Genomic DNA, 17,611 nt, shown 5'->3' on the forward strand with positions numbered 1-17,611 from the left:
AGGCCAGGCGCTGCAACGGTGACTGGCCAATCTGGTTCGCCAGCAAGCCGGCTCCTACAGATCGAGGCAGGCACGGAAAATGTCGGAGACGTTAGATCGAGGCAGGCACGGAAAATGTCGGAGACGTTAGATTGAGGCAGGCATGGACAATCTCCCCGATCAGAAATCGACGAGGCCCCGGCAGCCTCCGGGTTTGGAAACCGCCAGGTCGCATCAACGTTCGGGTGTCACACCGCCTTCGCAATCCTGCCGGCAAAAAATGCCCAGCCCACCAGCAGCAGCGACAGGATGATCAGTGGCCATGAGCGCCAGTGCAGGTAGGGCGTCAGATTTTGCATCGGGGTGACTTCGCCGTACATCACAGCGCGCTCGAACTGCGGCACCGTCGTGGTGATCTCGCCAAACGGGTCGATCAGCGCGCTAACGCCGTTGTTGGTGGCGCGGATCATCCAGCGGCCGGCTTCCAGCGCGCGCATCTGCGCCATCTGCAGATGCTGCAGCGGGCCGATCGAAGTGCCAAACCAGGTGTCGTTACTCACCGTCAGCAACAGGTCACTTTGCGCGGCAAGCCCTGCGGCGAATTCGGGGTAGACCACTTCGTAGCAGATGTACGGCGCGATCTCATAACCCTTCGCCTGCAACAACGCCTGCCCGGAAGGGCCGCGCGCGAAGTCGGACATCGGCAGGTTGAAGAATGTGATCAATCCGCGCAAAAGGTCCTGCAGCGGAACGTATTCGCCAAACGGCACCAGCTTCTGTTTCAGGTAAGTGCCGTCGCCTTCGCCTGTTACGGTAATCGCGTTGTAGTAACGGAATTCCCCGTGAGTGCCCTTTTCCCGCAACGGCACGCCGGTGATAAGCGCCGAGTCACGATCAGCCGCGAACTTGCCCATCACCGACAGATACCCCTCAACCGACTCCTTCAGCACCGGCACCGCCGTTTCCGGCCAGACGATCAGATCAGCCCGCTTCGAGATAAACGTCATGTCCCGGTACAGCGCAAGTTGCGCATTCAGCGCCGCCGGATCCCACTTCATGCTTTGCTCGACGTTGCCCTGCATGGCCGCAACGCTCAACGGCTTGCCGGAAGGCTCGGTCCAGGCGTGATTTTTCAGCGCCAGTCCCACAACCCATGGTGCGAGCAGCAGCACAATGCCAGCCGCCATTAAAGGCAAGCGTGTGCGCAAACGAGGCAGGTTGCACAGCAATGCGGCGGTCAGCGCGAGTGCGAAGGAAATCAGCCACATGCCGCCCACGGGCGCGAGCCCTTTAAGCGGCCCGTCCAACTGGCTGTAGCCGGAATAGAGCCAAGGGAACCCCGTGAGGAACCAGCCACGGAACATCTCCTGACCGAACCACAACGCAGCGAACGCCAGTGCATCGGCCAGAGGGGCTTCGTTGCGGCGGATCCACCGGGCCCAGATCCACGCCGGCAAGGCAAAAAAGAACGCCACCGAAGCGCAGAACAGCACCATCAGGAACACTGCCAGCCAGACAGGCGCCTCGCCGTAAGTGTGAATGCTGACGTAAATCCAGCTGGTGCCGCCGCCGAACAGGCCGAACCCGTATGACCAGCCACGCCACAGGGCCTGGCGTGGTGTGAGGTCGCGTAGCCCGAGGTAGAAAAGCACCAGCGCGACAATCGCCAGCGGCCAGATATCGAAGGGTGCCAGGGCCAGTGTAATCAACGCGCCGGCCACCATGGCCAGCAGGTTACCGGGCCAGCCGGGGCGGGTGATCCAGCGCATTTACATTCCTTAAAGCGGGTAAAGGCCCTACGAGCGGTTGATCGGGCTCAGGCGCAGCAGGTGAATACGACGGCTGTCGGCATTCAGGATGCGAAAACGGTACGCGCCGATTTCGGTGATCTCGTTACGCTTGGGCAAATGCCCGAACGCGTTCATCACCAGGCCGCCAACGGTATCGAACTCGTCGTCGGAGAAGCCGCTGTCAAAGAACTCGTTGAAGCTCTCGATGGGTGTCAGTGCCTTGACCAGGAAGTCACCGCTTGGCAGCGGCTTGATATAGCTGTCTTCCTCGACGTCATGCTCGTCTTCGATGTCGCCGACGATTTGCTCAAGTACGTCTTCAATGGTCACCAGGCCGGCGACGCCGCCGTATTCGTCGATGACGATAGCCATGTGATTATGATTGGCACGGAATTCCCGGAGCAGCACGTTCAGACGCTTGGATTCCGGGACGAAGGTCGCCGGGCGCAGAAGGCTCTTGACGTCGCCGCTGCCGCCGTCTTCTTTCAGAATCAGCGGTAGCAAGTCTTTGGCGAGCAGGACACCAAGCACGTCATCGTGGCTTTCACCGATGACCGGATAGCGAGAGTGCGCGGAATCGATCACCGCAGGCAGGAACTCGCGGGGCGCCTGGCTGGCCTTGATGCTGATCATCTGCGAGCGCGGCACCATGATGTCGCGCACCTGCAGGTCGGCGACCTGAATGGCGCCTTCGACGATGGCCAGCGCTTCACTGTCCAGCAGCTTGTTCTGGTGGGCTTCGCGCAGCAGCTCCAGCAGCTCCTGGCGGTTTTTCGGCTCATGGGCAAATGCCTGGGTCAGTTTGCCCAACCATGACTTTTGCCCGTTGCTCGATCGGTCTTCGCTCATAGCCCTTACTCGTGGTCCTTGGCTGATGTTTCTAAAAGAGGGGTGTCGCCAACTTCATCGTCGGCGTAGGGGTCCGGATAGCCAAGCTCTGCAAGCAACTCTCGTTCCAGCGCTTCCATCTCGTCGGCTTCTTCATCGTCGATGTGATCGTAGCCCAGCAAATGAAGACAGCCGTGAATCACCAGATGCGCCCAGTGGGCGTCTGGCGATTTACCTTGCTCCGCGGCTTCACGCGCCACAACGGGAACGCAGATGACCAGATCACCCAGCAGCGGGATGTCCAGCAACTCGTCAGGAACGTCAGCGGGAAACGACAACACGTTGGTGGCGTAATCCTTGTGCCGCCAAGTGTGATTGAGCTCCCGGCCTTCGGCTTCATCGACGAGGCGAATGGTCATCTCGGAATCAGCAGAACGCTGGCGCAGGCCCATTTCACACCAGAGGCGGAACTGGGCTTCGCTCGGAGCGCTTGCCTGACTCGCGACTTGCAGATCCAGCTCAAGCATCGCGGCGTGGTTCCCGGGAGTCCTGAGCGGTGGTCGGATGATCGGTGCGTTCTTCGTAGCGCTCGTAAGCCTCGACGATGCGCTGCACCAGCGGGTGGCGAACGACGTCTTTGGGCTTGAAGTGGGTAAAGCTGATTCCCGGCACTTCCTTGAGCACTTCAATGACGTGGTTCAGGCCGGACTTGGTGCCGCGTGGCAGGTCGATCTGGGTGATGTCACCGGTGATCACTGCCGTGGAGCCGAAGCCGATCCGCGTCAGGAACATCTTCATCTGCTCGACGGTGGTGTTCTGGCTCTCGTCGAGAATGATGAAGCTGTTGTTCAGCGTGCGACCGCGCATGTAGGCCAGCGGCGCAACCTCGATGACCTGTTTCTCGATCAGCTTGGCAACGTATTCAAAGCCGAGCATTTCGTACAGCGCGTCGTAAAGCGGGCGCAGGTACGGGTCGATTTTCTGCGACAGGTCGCCGGGCAGGAAGCCGAGCTTTTCGCCCGCCTCAACGGCAGGACGCACCAGCAGGATGCGGCGAATGGTTTCGCGCTCAAGCGCATCCACTGCAGCGGCGACGGCCAGATACGTCTTGCCGGTACCGGCCGGACCGATGCCGAAGTTGATATCGTTGGCGAGGATTTCTTTCACGTACCGCTGCTGATTCAAGCCGCGCGGGCGAATCATGCCTTTTTTGGTACGCAAGGCCACGCCGACCTCGGCCGCAGGATGGTTGTCCAGCTCTTCGACGCCGGATTCCTGCAGGAACAGATGGACCATGTCCGGAGACAGATCGGTCGCTTTCGTTTCCCGATACAGCCGGCGCAACAGGTTCTCTGCCGAAATGGATTTTTTGCGATCGCCAATGATCTCGAACTGGGCTCCGCGATTGCGGATCTCGATGTCCAGGCGCTGTTCGATCAAGCGAAGATGCTCGTCGAATTGCCCGCACAGATTGGCGAAGCGATGGGCCTCGATAGGTTCAAGGCTGAAGCGATGTGGTTCGATAGGTGCGTTCAAAGTGGTTTTGGGCCGCCCGACGGCAATGTGAAGTGACGTGAAGGATAACCCCTGCAGGCAACGTCTGAAAGGGCTCACTTACTAACGGGTAAATGAGCGGTTCAGGGACGCTGAAGGGCACCCTGTAACAGACAGTTCGCCAGGGCTGCGAGCTTGGTCACACGCCGGGGCGGCCGACGTATGGCTGCCTTCTCGCGGGGCCTGATACCCGGCGCTGCCTGCAGGATTCATGCGTGACGTCTACATGGGGGCGTATTCGTCTATTGCAACAACGACCCGCGGAGCGAGTGAGGTTGGGCGCTGTCGATGTACACGTCAGCAAACTGGCCAATCAACCGGGGGTTATCGCAACGGAAGTTGACGATGCGGTTGTTCTCGGTGCGGCCCTGCAATTCGCCCGGGTCCTTTTTCGAATAGTCGGTGACCAGAATCCGCTGCACGGTGCCGGCCATCCGGCGGCTGATCTCCAGGCCTTGCCGATTGATCAAGTCCTGCAACTGCTTGAGGCGTTCTTTCTTCACCTCTTCCGGGGTGTCGTCAGGCAGGTCTGCAGCCGGGGTGCCCGGGCGGGCGCTGTAAACGAAGGAGTAGGAGAAATCCATGCCGACGTCTTCCACCAGCTTCATGGTCTGCAGGTGATCCTTCTCGGTTTCGCCCGGGAAGCCGACGATGAAGTCGGAGCTGATGCAGATATCCGGCACCGCTGCGCGCAGCTTGCGCAGACGCGACTTGTATTCAAGGACGGTGTGGTTGCGTTTCATCGCTGCCAGAATTCGGTCGGAGCCAGACTGCACGGGCAGGTGCAGGTGCTTGACCAGCTCCGGCACGTCGGCGTGAGCCTGAATAAGGCTGTCGGAGAACTCCAATGGGTGCGAGGTGGTGTAGCGAATGCGGTCGATGCCGTCGATGGCTGCGACCACGCGGATCAGTTCGGCAAGGTCCGCCAGCCGACCCTCGTGGGTCGTGCCGCGGTAGCCGTTGACGTTCTGGCCCAGCAGGGTCACTTCGCGTACGCCATTTTCGGCCAGGTGGAAAACCTCGCTGATGACGTCGTCGAACGGCCGGCTGACTTCTTCGCCGCGGGTGTAAGGCACCACGCAGAAGGTGCAGTACTTGCTGCAGCCTTCCATGACCGACACATACGCAGTCGGGCCATCGACGCGGGGCTCGGGCAGGTGGTCGAACTTTTCGATTTCCGGGAACGACACATCGACCTGCGGCAGGCGCGTGATGCGTGCCGCGTCGATCATTTCCGGGAGGCGGTGAAGGGTCTGCGGACCGAAGACTACGTCAACGTAGGGCGCGCGATCGCGGATGGCCGCACCTTCCTGGCTCGCCACGCAGCCCCCGACGGCAATGACCATCTCGGGGTTCGCCAGCTTGAGTTCACGCCAGCGGCCAAGCTGGGAGTACACGCGGTCCTGCGCCCGCTCACGGATCGAGCAGGTGTTGAGCAGGATGACGTCGGCGTCTTCTGCCCGTGCGGTGACTTCCAGTGCTTGATGTTCGCCCAGCAGATCGACCATGCGCGAGCTGTCGTACTCGTTCATCTGGCAACCGTGGGTTTCGATGTAAAGCTTCTTGGCCATGCGGGTTCATCAGGTGATTCAAAGAACCGCGCATTATAGGGATGCGGGCCCCGGGTTCCTAGCGTCGTCTAACGAGCGGCATGCTATAGTTCGCGCCCTTTTCAAAACGCTGATCACTGCCTGCCTGTTATGACCAAACGCGAAGCTCCAATCTACAAGGTGATTTTTCTCAACCAGGGACAGGTGTTCGAAATGTACGCCAAACAGATCTATCAAAGTGATCTGTGGGGTTTTCTGGAAGTGGAAGAATTCGTCTTCGGCGAGCGCACCACCGTGGTAGTCGACCCCAGCGAAGAGAAGCTCAAAGCTCAATTTGATGGCGTGGTGCGCAGCTTTGTCCCGATGCACTCGATTGTGCGCATCGATGAAGTGGAGCGGATGGGAACAGCGAAAATCAGCGAAGCGCGCCACACCGGTAACGTCATGCCGTTCCCGATGCCGATGCCGGACAAGTAACCGGCTTCAGAGAGCTGATTGCGCTCAGGGCTTGGTGGCGCTGTCGGCAGGGAAGGGCGCAAATGGCGTGCGTCCTTCAGCGGTTTGCAACTCCAGCAGGTATTTGCGGAAGATCTGCCCCAGCACCTGCGTAGCGACGTCCAGGTCTTCGCGCTTCATTTGCGCAGACACTTCGTCTGCTTGATCCAGCGCATCTTCCGAACCGTTGACCGCCGCCATCTTCAGCACGATGTACGCCTGAATGTTATTGGCCTGCACGCCTTCGCCTCGGAAGAACATCAAGCCGAGCTGATACTGCGCCTGGGCGTGGCCTTGCAAGGATGCCTGCTCGAAGTAATTGAGGGCCTGGGGTAAATCGCGCGGCGCGTTTTTACCCTCGTAGTAAAACTCCCCCAACTCGTATTGCGCCTGCGCATCCCCGCCCTGAGCCGCCTGCTGGCAGGCCGACAACGCTGCTGACAGGTTGTCTGGCTGGGTATTGAGGGTGCAACGACCCACCGCTGGGATCAACAACGAGTTGCCACCTGCATTTGCCAGCAGGGGATGAAGAAGCAACAGGCAGCCCAATGCAAGGGTGCGGCCGGTGCGGTTCATGGAAGTCGATTTACCTCTGAAAAAGGTGCGGGCATGCCCGTCCAGCGAGATGTGCTGGCTGCGCATTATGAAATAAGCGGGGGCCACCTTACAAAGTCTTTACTGATTTTCTGCTGCGCGGGCTTCATCGGCCTGCTTTCAGGGAGGTTAGCCATGAGTGCCCGGGCGGCGTCCGTTCCGCCCGGTCTGCGTTATTTCAGTTGGGCGAACGCTTTCTCGGCAGCATCCAGCGTCAATTGCAGCTCGGCATCGCCGTGGGCAATCGAGGTGAAACCGGCTTCGAATGCGCTTGGCGCCAGGTACACGCCGCCTTCCAGCATGAGGTGGAAGAACTGCTTGAAGCGGCTGGCGTCGCTGGTCATCACGTCCTGGAAAGTCACGATCTCTTTGGCATCGCTGAAGTACAAGCCGAACATGCCGCCCGCCTGGGTGGTCACGAACGGGATGCCAGCTGCGTCGGCCCGCTGTTGCAGGCCTTCGAGCAGGCGCGTGGTGAACGCGCTCAGTTCGTCGTGGAAACCCGGACGGCTGATCAGGCGCAGCGTGGTCAGACCCGCCGCCATCGCCAACGGGTTACCCGACAGCGTACCGGCCTGATACACAGGACCCAGCGGCGCGATGTGCGACATGATTTCGCGCTTGCCGCCGAAGCAACCGACCGGCATGCCGCCGCCGATGATCTTGCCGAAGGTGCTCAGGTCTGGCGTTACGCCGTAGTAAGCCTGCGCACCGCCAAGGGCAACGCGGAAGCCCGTCATGACTTCGTCGAAAATCAGCACCACGCCATGTTCGTCACAGGCTTCACGCAAGCCCTGCAGAAAGCCCGGCGCGGGCGGTACACAGTTCATGTTGCCTGCAACCGGCTCAACGATAATGCACGCCACCTCCTGACCGACGTCGGCGAGCATGGTCTTGACCGCCTCGATGTCGTTGAACGGCAGGGTCAGCGTGTGCTTGGCGAAGGCTGCGGGAACACCCGGCGAACTCGGCACGCCCAGGGTCAGCGCGCCCGAACCGGCCTTTACCAGCAAGCTGTCAGAGTGCCCGTGGTAGCAGCCCTCGAACTTGATGATGCTGTCTCGACCGGTAAAGCCGCGCGCCAGACGGATCGCGCTCATGGTGGCTTCGGTACCGGAACTGACCATGCGGACCATCTCCATCGACGGCACGATCGAGCAGACCAGGTCGGCCATCTCGGTTTCCATCTCGGTCGGAGCGCCATACGACAAACCGTGTTCCAGCTGCTTGCGCACGGCATCCAATACGTCCGGGTGGCTGTGGCCCAGAATCATCGGGCCCCACGAGCCGACGTAGTCGACGTAGCGTTTGTCGTCTTCGTCAGTGACGTAGGCGCCGACGGCGTGCTTGAAGAACAGGGGCGTGCCGCCGACGCTTTTGAAAGCGCGGACCGGAGAATTGACGCCGCCGGGGATGTGTTTCTGGGCGTTGGCGAATAGCGTTTCGGAGCGGGACATAATGAGGTCTCTGTTTGAATCGGAATGAGTGAGTGCGCAACCGGCCTGAAGCAGAATCAGGCGGGCTTGAACAAATCGTTGAAAGCGCGGGCGCGGCGGGTGACTTCCTGGGTCGACTCGGCCCCAAACAGCCCATGCACGACGGCGAGCAAATCGGCGCCGTGGGCGACGAGTGGGGCGGCGTTTTCCAGCGTAATCCCGCCGATCACCGCGATCGGCAATTTGATGCGCTTGCGGGCCTGGCTGAGCAGGTCGAGGCTGCACGTGGGCGCGCCGGGTTTGGTTTGGGAATTGAAGAAGCGGCCGAAGGCGACATACGTGGCGCCATCCGCCTTGGCCTTGTCGGCCAGCTCAAGCTGCGCGTGGCAGGTCGCACCCACAACGGCCTTGTGACCCAGCAGGGCGCGGGCGTCCGGTAGCGATCCGTCGGTTTGCCCCAGGTGTACGCCGACCCCCAGGCGTGCGGCCACTTCGGCGTCGTCATTGATGATCAGGCGGGTTTTATAGCGCTCGCAGAGTTTGAGCAGCGCCGAGGCCTCGCGCAGACGGCGGGTCTCGTCACCGGATTTGTCGCGGTACTGCAGCAGGGTCACACCGCCATCCAGGGCAGCTTCGACGTAAGACAGGAATTTGCCGGCCAACAGCTGGCTGTCGGTCACGGCATACAAGCCACGTAGTCTCATCAAGGGTGCCTCTTATTCGTGGCGTTACGAGCAGAAATCCAGCGGCAGGCGACGGGGAACAAATTGCCCTCGACCCAGCTGTTCGGCGTCGCGCAGGGTGCGCCAGGTGTAATCCAGCGCCAGTTGCACAGCACCGATCAGGTCCTGACCGTGGGCCAGTCGTCCCGCCAGCGCACTGGCCAGCGTGCAGCCGGAACCGTGGTAGCTGCCCGGCAGACGCTGACAGGTAAAGGTGCGCGACTGACCGCCGCGGATGTAGAGCCGGTTATGCACCTCGTGCTCATCGCCATGGCCACCGGTGATCAGCAAATGCTCGCAAAACGGCAATAGCTTCTCGGCGCATTCATCCGCCGTACCCTCGGGCAGCTCCGCGAGAATGCGCGCCTCGGGCAGGTTCGGTGTGGCGATGGTTGCCAGAGGCAGCAGGCGCTCGCGCATCGCGTAGCCCACTTCATCCTTGCCCAGTCGACCGCCGCCACCGGCGCGCAGTACCGGATCGCAGACCATCGGCAAGTGCGGATGGGCCGCGAGCAGTTCGACGACGGTGTCGACCATCTCCAGCGAACCCAGCATGCCCAGCTTCACCGCCGCAACGGTGGAGTCGTTGAGCACGGCATTGGCCTGCGCCACCACCCATTCACGGTCCAGCACACGGAAGTCAGTGACATTCACGGTGTCTTGAACGGTCAGGGCGGTCACTGCAGGAGCAGCGTGACAGCCCTGAGCGAGCAGGGCTTCGATATCTGCCTGCAAGCCGGCGCCGCCACTGGGGTCGTGGCCGGAGAGACAGAGGACAACAGGGCGGGAGCTATAGATATTCATGGTGCGCGAGCTTACCACTAAAGTTTTTCCCGGTGGGACCGGCAGCGAGGTCGCGTGGATGGATGTGCTGGTTATAGTTGGACCGGCTTTAGCCGGGAAGAGGTCACTGTGTGCGCCGGCCATCTTGCAGCGCTGAAAAGTCGGGGGCACGGCCTGTAGGAGCCGGCTTGCTGGCGAACCTTGTTTAACTTTCGCTGATGTAGCGCCTGACCCGACGCGTTCGCCAGCAAGCCGGCTCCTACAGTGAAATTGCGTGAGCCCAAGGGCCGGGTCAGCCGGGACAGGTTCGGTGTGCGCCGGTCATCTTGCAGGGTGATGCTTGAGCTGAGGTAAGGATAACGAAAGGTTGATATGGCAAATTAGATGGTGTCATCGAGCTATCAGTCGTTATCCTGTGGCGCTTGATCCGTTCTGCCAAATGAGTACCTGCAAGTGCGTTGCCCGCTGAGCCAATCGACAGATACAAAGGTCATTCGCAGAGCTGCGAACCCGTCCCACGACTCCACGGTGGCTTGTGGCAGTCATCAGTCTCAGGGCGGTGTCGCATGCGTCTGTTTCTGACCTTCCTTCTATGCCTGCTGCCCGTATTTGCCAGCGCTGTCGACTTCGATGAAAACACCCGCCGTCTGGCATTGGGTCCCGAGACGCAGGTGTTTGAAGACCCGACCGGCGATGCAACCATCCAAGAGGTTTCTTCGCCAGACGGCTTGAAACGTTTTCGGCCGCTCACCGGGCAATCGCTCAACGCGGGCTATTCGCGTTCGGCGTTCTGGCTCAAGGTGCGTATGACCTACCGTCCCGCCAACCCGCTGGCCTCGGCTGACTGGCTGCTGGAAATGGCTTACCCGCCCATGGACCACGTTGATCTGTACCTGGGCGACGATGACGCCCGGCCGACGCTGGCGTGGAAGACCGGCGACATGCTGCCGTTTTCCAGCCGGCAGATTAAGCAGAACAATTATGTGTTCGATCTAAACCTCAATGCCCACGAGACCAAGACCGTCTACCTGCGCGTCGCCAGCCATGGCTCGGTGCAGGCGCCGCTCAACCTGTGGGCCAGCCACGCTTATATAGAAGAGCAACCGTCGCGGCTGTACATCCTGGGCATGATCTACGGCGTGCTGGCGGTGATGCTGGTCTACAACCTGTTCATCTACCTCAGCGTGCGCGACACCGCCTATCTGCACTACATCCTCTACATCACTTTTTTTGGCCTGTATCAGGTATCGGTGAACGGCGCAGGAATCGAATATTTCTGGCCGGATAACCCATGGTGGGCCAATACCTCGACGACCTTTCTGATTGCCGGCGCCATCCTGTTTGCCAGCCAGTTCACCCGCAAATTCCTGCAGACGCCCAGCCTGAGCCGCTGGCTGGACGTACCGTTGCTGCTGATGATGGTCTGCGCGGCGGTGATCATGGCGCTGGCGTTGACCATGGATTACGGCATCGCCCTGCGGCTGGTCACCGGACTGGTATTGCTGTTCACCCCGGTTGTGCTGCTGATCGGCCTGGCGGCGTGGTTCAAGGGCCGGCGCGTGGCGCGCTACTTTATTTTCGGCTGGTCGGCGTTTCTGATTGGCGGGGTGGTCAACGCAACGATGCTCCTGGGGCATTTGCCCAACACCTTCTGGACGATGTACGCCAGCCAGATCGGCTCTGTCATTGAGGTGGCTTTGCTGTCGCTGGCGCTGGCCGACCGAATCAATGCCATGCGCGAGCGCGAAGCGCACATCCTGGAGGAGTCGCGCCATGGGCTTGAAACCCTCAACCAGCAGTTGGCAGTGAGCAACCGCTTGAAGGACGAATTTCTTGCCACGCTCACCCATGAGCTGCGTACGCCCATGAACGGGGTGATCGGCTCGCTGGAATTGATGCAGATGGACGTGGCCGAGAGCGAGATCGAGCTGTATCGCCAGACAGCCGCAGATTCGGCGCAGAACATGATGGGCATCGTTAACGGCATTCTCACGCTGACCGAACTGCAAGCGGGCCGAATCACCGTGCGCAACGAGCCGTTCAGCCTGCGTCATCTGCTGTTCCAGCTGCGCAGCCGCTTTGAACCGCTGGCGCGTGGCAAGGCGCTGGGAATGAGCGTGGAGCTTGACGAGACGTTGCCGGACAGCCTGGAGGGCGACGGCGTGAAGCTGCGCCAGTGCTTGGAGTGCCTGCTGGACAACGCGATCAAATTCACCAAAACCGGGGCCGTGAAGGTCCGGGTTAACGGCCAAAGCGCAGACGCCGGGCACATAAGGCTGGTGATCGACGTGATCGACACCGGCATAGGCTTCAGTCGGCTGGATGAAGAAACGTTGTACGCCAATTTCTTCCAGGTCGACGGCTCGACGACCCGCGAATACGGCGGACTGGGCATCGGCCTGGCCATTTGCCGACAACTGATCGAATTGCAGGGCGGGCGCTTGAGCCATCAGTCCGAGCCTGGCAACGGCAGCCAGTTCCGCTTGAGCCTGGACATCAAACGCGCAGATTCCGCACCGGTCGTGTAGATCGCTTGGCAGGGATTGCCGACCAGCTCTTAAAACGTAACCGCTGAGCGAACGCTGCCGGGTGTAGGAGCGCGCTTGCCCGCGAAGAATCGTGCTGCCGCCAGAGAGGTGACGGCTGCATCTGATACGGGCGGGGCGAGCGGTGGTGTGTCAGTGACAAATGGGGTGCTGCCGCCATTTTTCGCGGGCAAGCGCGCTCCTACAGTGGGTGCGTGCATGTCTTGCGCTCCCGGGTGGCCCCTCGAATGCGACGGTCGTATTCTGCTGGCTGGGTGAATGCCCCTAGTTGTAGGAGCGCGCTTGCCCGCGAAGAATCGTGCTGCCGCCAGAGATGCGTCGGCTGTATCTGATACAGGCGGGGCGAGCGGTGGTGTGTCAGTGACAAATGGGGTGCTGCCGCCAGTTTTCGCGGGCAAGCGCGCTCCTACAGTGGGTGCGTGCACGGCTTGCGCTCCCGGGTAGCCCTTCGAATGCGACGGTCTTATCCTCCTGGCTGAGTGCAGGCGGCCAGTTGTAGGAGCGCGCTTGCCCGCGAAAAATCTTGCTGCTGCCAGAGAGGTGACGGCTGTACCGGTCCCATGACGATGTGTCAGTGACTCATTGGGTGTTGCCGCCATTCTTCGCGGGCAAGCGCGCTCCTACTGTGGATGTGCGCACGGTAATGCAGCAAAAGCGCCGTGATTTCGTCAGGTTTGGCGCTGTCGTTGCGGCGGGGCGCGTGATTCACTAGAGCCTCCGCACGATCGCCGCGTGCTGCCCGGACCGGAGTCGCCTCATGGACCAGCGCATCAACCTGCACCAATTTGCCGAGACCCATGAGGTCACCAATCAGCCGCCTTCGCTGGACGGCATCAACCTTTACCGTATCGACCTGCCGCTGCAAGAGTGGTCGAAACGCTTCGGTGCGGGCTGGGCGCAGGACCGGATCGAGGCCTACGGCGCGCTGGTCGGCGGCCCGTTGATGGAAGCGGGGTTCCTCGCCAATCAGAACAAACCCGTATTCGCCAGTCATGACCGTTACGGCCACCGCATCGATCTGGTTGAGTTCCACCCTGCCTACCATCAACTGATGCAAACGGCGATCGAACACGGCATTCCTTCGTTGCCCTGGACTGATCCTCGTGAGGGCGCTCATGTAGCCCGCGCCGCCATGAGTTACCTGCACACCCAAGCCGAAGCGGGCAGCGGTTGTCCCCTGACGATGACCTTCGCCAGCGTGCCTGCGTTGCGCCTTCAGCCTGATCTGGCCGAAACGTGGTTGCCGAAGATCCTCGCCACCCAATACGACCCTCGCAATGTCGGCATCGCCCACAAGGCCGGTGCAACCATCGGCATGGCCATGACCGAAAAGCAGGGTGGCACCGATGTGCGCGCCAACACCACGCGCGCATATCCGGTCGGCCAGCCGGGCCCCGGCCAGGCCTATGAACTGGTCGGGCACAAATGGTTTTGCTCGGCGCCGATGTGCGATGCCTTTCTCACCCTGGCCCAGACCGACAAGGGCCTGACATGCTTCCTGCTGCCGCGCCATCGCCCGGACGACACCCGCAACGAGTTCTACATACAGCGGCTGAAGAACAAACTGGGCAATTGGTCCAACGCGTCCAGCGAAGTGGAGTTTCGTGGCGCTTTGGCCTGGATGGTCGGCGAGGAAGGGCGCGGGGTACCGACCATCATCGAAATGGTGGCGATGACCCGCTTCGATTGCATGACCGGCTCCAGCGCGCTGATGCGTCAGGCGCTGACCCAGGCCGCGCACCACTGCGCCCATCGCAGCGTCGGCGGTCGCGTGCTCAGCGAACAGCCGCTCATGCAAAACGTGCTCGCCGATCTGGCGCTGGAGAGCGAAGCCGCCCTGGCGCTGACCTTGCGTATGGGGCGTTCGCTGGAGCGCCTGGATGACGGCCATGAAGCCCGTTTCGCACGACTGGTGACGGCGGTGGGCAAATACTGGATCTGCAAGCGAGCGCCAGCGATGATCAACGAAGCGGCCGAGTGCATGGGCGGCGCGGGGTATGTCGAGGACACGATCCTGCCGCGCCTGTATCGGGAAGCGCCGGTCAATTCGACGTGGGAAGGTTCCGGCAACGTGCAATGCCTGGACGTCTTGCGCGCGCTGTCCAAAGAGCCTGGTGTGCTCGATGCCTTGTTTGACGAACTCGGCGACGGTCATGGCGACAGGCGTCTGGCTGCGCTTATTCAGCAACTGAAGGCAGCGTTCCAGGACACCAGCGATATCCAGTACCGCGCCCGGCAACTCACTGAAGACATCGCCGTCGCGCTTCAGGCCAAACTGCTGCTGGAAGCAGGCAATGCGGTGGTCAGCGACGGCTTCATCGCCGGCCGACTGGACCAGTCGGGTCGGGTCTACGGTGCCTTGCCGCGTGGGGTCGATGTGCAAGCGCTGGTCGCGAGGTCCTCACCGCCAGCATAACGCGTCCATTACCGCACGTGCCGCAGCCAGATCGTGCCTTCGTCATCTGTTGCAGGCAAGATGTGCGCTTGCAAGATCAGAAGGGTATGCATCGTGACTGAAGCTTTTATCGTCGTAGAAACTGCCGAACAAGCCGTCGACCGGCTCGCCGAGCTGCACGCACGGGCAACCAATGCCTTGAGCCAGGCGCTCAAGCGCTACTTGAAAGACCGCGTTGAACCCGATGCCGCCGAGCGTCTGATGTTCCGCTATCCGGAAATCCGCCTGACTTACCACTGCCATGGCGAAGTCCCACTCACCACGCGCGCTTATGCCAAGGTGCAACTGCCTGGCACCTACAGCGTCACCGTTACCCACCCGGCGGCGTTCCGCAAATACCTGCTCGAACAGCTCGTCCCGTTGATGAACGACTTCACCGTGACGGTAGAAGTGGGCGTGAGCGAGCAAAATATTCCTTATCCGTACGTGGTTGAGCAGGGCGATGAGCTGGCCGGCACGGGTGTGACGGCTGCGACGCTGGCACGGGTGTTCCCGAGCACCGATCTGTCGGCTGCCACCGATGGTATCGCTGACGGCCTGTACGACTGGGCCAATACCGATCCGCTGCCGCTCGCGCTGTTCGACGCCGCCCGTGTCGATTTCTCGCTGCGCCGTCTGGTGCACTACACCGGCAGCGACTGGCGCCACGTCCAGCCGTGGATTCTGCTGACCAACTACCACCGCTACGTTGACCAGTTCATCGTTCATGGGCTGGAAAAACTGCGCGATGATCCGCGTTTCGTGAAGATGGTCCTGCCCGGCAACGTCATCGTCGACAAGAGCATGGATTACGGCGAAGCCCAGGCTATCGTCTCCAGCGTGGTCTGGCACCGTTATCAAATGCCGGCTTACCACCTGATTGCCGAAGACGGGCATGGCGTGACGCTGGTCAACATCGGCGTTGGTCCGTCCAACGCCAAGAACATCACCGATCACCTCGCCGTGCTGCGTCCGCATTGCTGGCTGATGATCGGGCACTGCGGTGGCCTGCGTCAGTCGCAAACCATCGGCGACTATGTGCTCGCCCACGCGTACATGCGCCGCGACGGCATTCTTGATCGCGTTCTGCCGCCCAATATCCCGATTCCGGCGCTGGCCGAGGTGCAGTTGGCGCTGCAGGAATCAGCCGCGCAAGTCACCGGTGAGCGGGGCGAGGACCTGAAGAAGCGTCTGCGTACCGGCACCGTGCTGACCTACGACGACCGCAACTGGGAATTGCGCTGGGCGCAGGAGCGGCCGTTGATCAACCTGTCTCGCGCGGTGGCGGTGGACATGGAAAGCGGCACCATCGCCGCGCAGGGTTACCGCTTGCGCGTGCCGTATGGGACGCTGCTGTGCGTGTCCGACAAACCGTTGCACAGCGAGATCAAACTGCCGGGTTCGGCCAACGCGTTTTATGAGCGTGCCGTGACTCAGCATTTGAAGATTGGCATCGCTGCGCTGGACCTGATGCGCACGCAGCTCAACTCGCTGCACTCGCGCAAGCTGCGCAGCTTCGACGAGCCACCGTTCCGTTAAGGCGCTAGGCGTTCAGTGAAAGGGCCACTAAGGTGGCCCTTTCTGTTTTAGTGGTCTTTTCCGTTTCCGTCATTTTTTACCGGTTTCCCATGTCCCGTAATTCACGTCCCGATTCCCGCCGTCCCTCACCTGATCGCACGGGCGCACCCCGGCGTGTCGCCAAGACGCCGCCTGCCGAACCTCGGCTGGTGCTGTTCAACAAGCCGTTCGACGTGCTGACCCAGTTCAGCGATGGCGAAGGCCGGGCGACGCTGAAGGATTTCATCGATATCCCCGGCATCTACCCGGCAGGGCGTCTGGACCGCGACAGCGAAGGCTTGCTGCTGCTGACCAACGACGGCCAGTTGCAGGCGCGCATCGCCGATCCCAAACACAAGCTGGCCAAAACCTACTGGGTGCAGGTCGAGGGCGAGCCGACGGACGAGCAGTTGCAAGCGCTGCGTGACGGGGTCGAGCTGAACGACGGCCCGACCCTGCCTGCACAGGCCCGGCAACTGGACGAGCCACAGCTTTGGCCACGTGATCCGCCGGTGCGCTTCCGCAAAAGCGTGCCGACGAGCTGGCTCGAATTGGTGATCAAGGAAGGACGAAACCGCCAGGTGCGTCGGATGACGGCGGCGGTCGGCCTGCCGACGCTGCGACTGGTGCGTGTGCGCATTGGGGATTGGAGCATTGAGGGTCTGGATCAGGGGCAGTGGAAGGAAGTGCCGGCGAAGCTTTGATTTCTGATTGAGTAATTAGAGTGCTGGCACGCTCTTTCGCGGGCAAGCGCGCTCCTACAGTGGGTCCGTGCATGGCTGACGTTGCTGGGCGGCCTCATCACCGCGACCGTCCGGTTCTGCTGGCTGGATGACGCTACAAATGTTGCTGGCTGAGCGAATGCGGACAGGTGTAGGAGCGCGCTTGCCCGCGAAAAACGTGCTGGCGCCGAAGAGGTGTCGGGTGTACCTGCTGCATGCGGACGATTGGTGGCGTGTCAGTGGCGAATGGGGTGCCGCCGACATTTTTCGCGGGCAAGCGCGCTCCTACAATGGGTGCGTGCATGGCTGACGTTGCTGGGCGGCTTCATCACCGCGACCGTCCGGTTCTGCTGGCTGGATGACGCTACAAATGCCTCTGACTAGGCGAATGCGGACAGGTGTAGGAGCGCGCTTGCCCGCGAAAAATGGTGCTGGCGCCGGAGAGGTGTCGTGTGTACCTGCTGCATGCGGACGATTGGTGGCGTGTCAGTGGCGAATGGGGTGCCGCCGACATTTTTCGCGGGCAAGCGTGCTCCTACAGTGGGTCCTTGCCCGGATGACGTTGGTGGGCGGCTTCATCACCGCGACCGTCCGGTTCTGCTGGCTGGATGACCCTACTAA

Annotated in this window: 14 protein-coding genes; 5 read left to right on the top strand and 9 right to left on the bottom strand. The window is 61.3% G+C overall.

Going from position 1 to position 17,611, the window contains the following annotated elements:
- Positions 1-227: 227 nt before the first annotated feature.
- The 5 genes from lnt to miaB all read right to left on the bottom strand — a co-directional run bounded on the left by lnt (position 228) and on the right by miaB (position 5,722).
- Positions 228-1,748 carry an apolipoprotein N-acyltransferase gene (gene lnt / locus QRN48_RS24045; RefSeq protein WP_285353790.1) on the bottom strand — a complete coding sequence of 507 codons (1,521 nt, stop codon included), beginning with the start codon at positions 1,746-1,748 and terminating at the stop codon, positions 228-230.
- 27 nt (positions 1,749-1,775) lie between these two features.
- The gene (locus tag QRN48_RS24050) at positions 1,776-2,618 is read right to left on the bottom strand and encodes a CorC family transporter (RefSeq protein WP_285353792.1); all 843 of its coding nucleotides are present in this window, start codon (positions 2,616-2,618) and stop codon (positions 1,776-1,778) included.
- 5 nt (positions 2,619-2,623) lie between these two features.
- A complete protein-coding gene (gene ybeY, locus QRN48_RS24055; protein ID WP_037018004.1) occupies positions 2,624-3,124 on the bottom strand; it encodes an rRNA maturation RNase YbeY in 501 nt (166 codons plus the stop codon).
- Complete coding sequence (locus QRN48_RS24060) at positions 3,117-4,133, bottom strand: PhoH family protein (RefSeq protein WP_285353794.1); 1,017 nt, start codon at positions 4,131-4,133, stop codon at positions 3,117-3,119. Before QRN48_RS24060 ends, ybeY begins: the two co-directional genes overlap by 8 nt.
- A 260-nt stretch (positions 4,134-4,393) precedes the next feature.
- Entirely contained in the window at positions 4,394-5,722 is a 1,329-nt protein-coding gene (miaB, locus tag QRN48_RS24065) for a tRNA (N6-isopentenyl adenosine(37)-C2)-methylthiotransferase MiaB (protein WP_285353796.1), read from the bottom strand.
- Between the two features lie 129 nt (positions 5,723-5,851).
- On the opposite strand from miaB, the gene QRN48_RS24070 reads away from it, so the two are divergent.
- Complete coding sequence (locus QRN48_RS24070; RefSeq protein WP_037018011.1) at positions 5,852-6,178, top strand: DUF1820 family protein; 327 nt, start codon at positions 5,852-5,854, stop codon at positions 6,176-6,178.
- Positions 6,179-6,202: 24 nt separating this feature from the next.
- Here the strand turns inward: QRN48_RS24070 and QRN48_RS24075 are convergent, their stop codons facing one another.
- The 4 genes from QRN48_RS24075 to QRN48_RS24090 all read right to left on the bottom strand — a co-directional run bounded on the left by QRN48_RS24075 (position 6,203) and on the right by QRN48_RS24090 (position 9,752).
- On the bottom strand, positions 6,203-6,772 hold the full coding sequence (locus QRN48_RS24075) for a tetratricopeptide repeat protein (RefSeq protein WP_285353799.1): 570 nt from the start codon (positions 6,770-6,772) through the stop codon (positions 6,203-6,205).
- Between the two features lie 191 nt (positions 6,773-6,963).
- Positions 6,964-8,247: a glutamate-1-semialdehyde 2,1-aminomutase gene (gene hemL / locus QRN48_RS24080; protein ID WP_037018014.1), complete on the bottom strand. Its 1,284-nt coding sequence runs from the start codon at positions 8,245-8,247 to the stop codon at positions 6,964-6,966.
- A gap of 56 nt (positions 8,248-8,303) precedes the next feature.
- On the bottom strand, positions 8,304-8,930 hold the full coding sequence (gene thiE, locus QRN48_RS24085) for a thiamine phosphate synthase (RefSeq protein WP_191945692.1): 627 nt from the start codon (positions 8,928-8,930) through the stop codon (positions 8,304-8,306).
- Between the two features lie 24 nt (positions 8,931-8,954).
- Positions 8,955-9,752 (bottom strand): hydroxymethylpyrimidine/phosphomethylpyrimidine kinase, encoded by a 798-nt coding sequence (locus QRN48_RS24090; protein ID WP_285353801.1) that lies wholly within the window; start codon positions 9,750-9,752, stop codon positions 8,955-8,957.
- 545 nt (positions 9,753-10,297) lie between these two features.
- Here QRN48_RS24090 and QRN48_RS24095 point away from each other — a divergent pair.
- The 4 genes from QRN48_RS24095 to QRN48_RS24110 all read left to right on the top strand — a co-directional run bounded on the left by QRN48_RS24095 (position 10,298) and on the right by QRN48_RS24110 (position 16,972).
- The gene (locus tag QRN48_RS24095) at positions 10,298-12,259 is read left to right on the top strand and encodes a sensor histidine kinase (protein ID WP_285353802.1); all 1,962 of its coding nucleotides are present in this window, start codon (positions 10,298-10,300) and stop codon (positions 12,257-12,259) included.
- A gap of 787 nt (positions 12,260-13,046) precedes the next feature.
- On the top strand, positions 13,047-14,693 hold the full coding sequence (locus tag QRN48_RS24100) for an acyl-CoA dehydrogenase family protein (protein WP_285353805.1): 1,647 nt from the start codon (positions 13,047-13,049) through the stop codon (positions 14,691-14,693).
- Positions 14,694-14,753: 60 nt separating this feature from the next.
- Entirely contained in the window at positions 14,754-16,250 is a 1,497-nt protein-coding gene (amn, locus tag QRN48_RS24105; protein WP_191946048.1) for an AMP nucleosidase, read from the top strand.
- Positions 16,251-16,339: 89 nt separating this feature from the next.
- Positions 16,340-16,972, top strand: coding sequence for a pseudouridine synthase (locus QRN48_RS24110; protein ID WP_037018025.1), 633 nt, complete (start codon positions 16,340-16,342; stop codon positions 16,970-16,972).
- The last annotated feature ends 639 nt before the right edge of the window (positions 16,973-17,611 follow it).

The organism is Pseudomonas sp. ME-P-057, from assembly GCF_030208975.1.
In the GTDB taxonomy this organism is placed as follows: domain Bacteria; phylum Pseudomonadota; class Gammaproteobacteria; order Pseudomonadales; family Pseudomonadaceae; genus Aquipseudomonas; species Aquipseudomonas lutea.

Excerpts from the sequence above, each read along its gene's own strand:
- hemL (WP_037018014.1), bottom strand. The coding sequence starts at position 8,247 with ATGTCCCGCTCCGAAACGCTATTCGCCAACGCCCAGAAACACATCCCC.
- QRN48_RS24090 (WP_285353801.1), bottom strand. The coding sequence starts at position 9,752 with ATGAATATCTATAGCTCCCGCCCTGTTGTCCTCTGTCTCTCCGGCCAC.
- QRN48_RS24070 (WP_037018011.1), top strand. The coding sequence starts at position 5,852 with ATGACCAAACGCGAAGCTCCAATCTACAAGGTGATTTTTCTCAACCAG.
- QRN48_RS24075 (WP_285353799.1), bottom strand. The coding sequence starts at position 6,772 with ATGAACCGCACCGGCCGCACCCTTGCATTGGGCTGCCTGTTGCTTCTT.
- QRN48_RS24095 (WP_285353802.1), top strand. The coding sequence starts at position 10,298 with ATGCGTCTGTTTCTGACCTTCCTTCTATGCCTGCTGCCCGTATTTGCC.
- lnt (WP_285353790.1), bottom strand. The coding sequence starts at position 1,748 with ATGCGCTGGATCACCCGCCCCGGCTGGCCCGGTAACCTGCTGGCCATG.
- ybeY (WP_037018004.1), bottom strand. The coding sequence starts at position 3,124 with ATGCTTGAGCTGGATCTGCAAGTCGCGAGTCAGGCAAGCGCTCCGAGC.
- QRN48_RS24050 (WP_285353792.1), bottom strand. The coding sequence starts at position 2,618 with ATGAGCGAAGACCGATCGAGCAACGGGCAAAAGTCATGGTTGGGCAAA.
- thiE (WP_191945692.1), bottom strand. The coding sequence starts at position 8,930 with ATGAGACTACGTGGCTTGTATGCCGTGACCGACAGCCAGCTGTTGGCC.
- miaB (WP_285353796.1), bottom strand. The coding sequence starts at position 5,722 with ATGGCCAAGAAGCTTTACATCGAAACCCACGGTTGCCAGATGAACGAG.
- QRN48_RS24110 (WP_037018025.1), top strand. The coding sequence starts at position 16,340 with ATGTCCCGTAATTCACGTCCCGATTCCCGCCGTCCCTCACCTGATCGC.
- amn (WP_191946048.1), top strand. The coding sequence starts at position 14,754 with ATGTGCGCTTGCAAGATCAGAAGGGTATGCATCGTGACTGAAGCTTTT.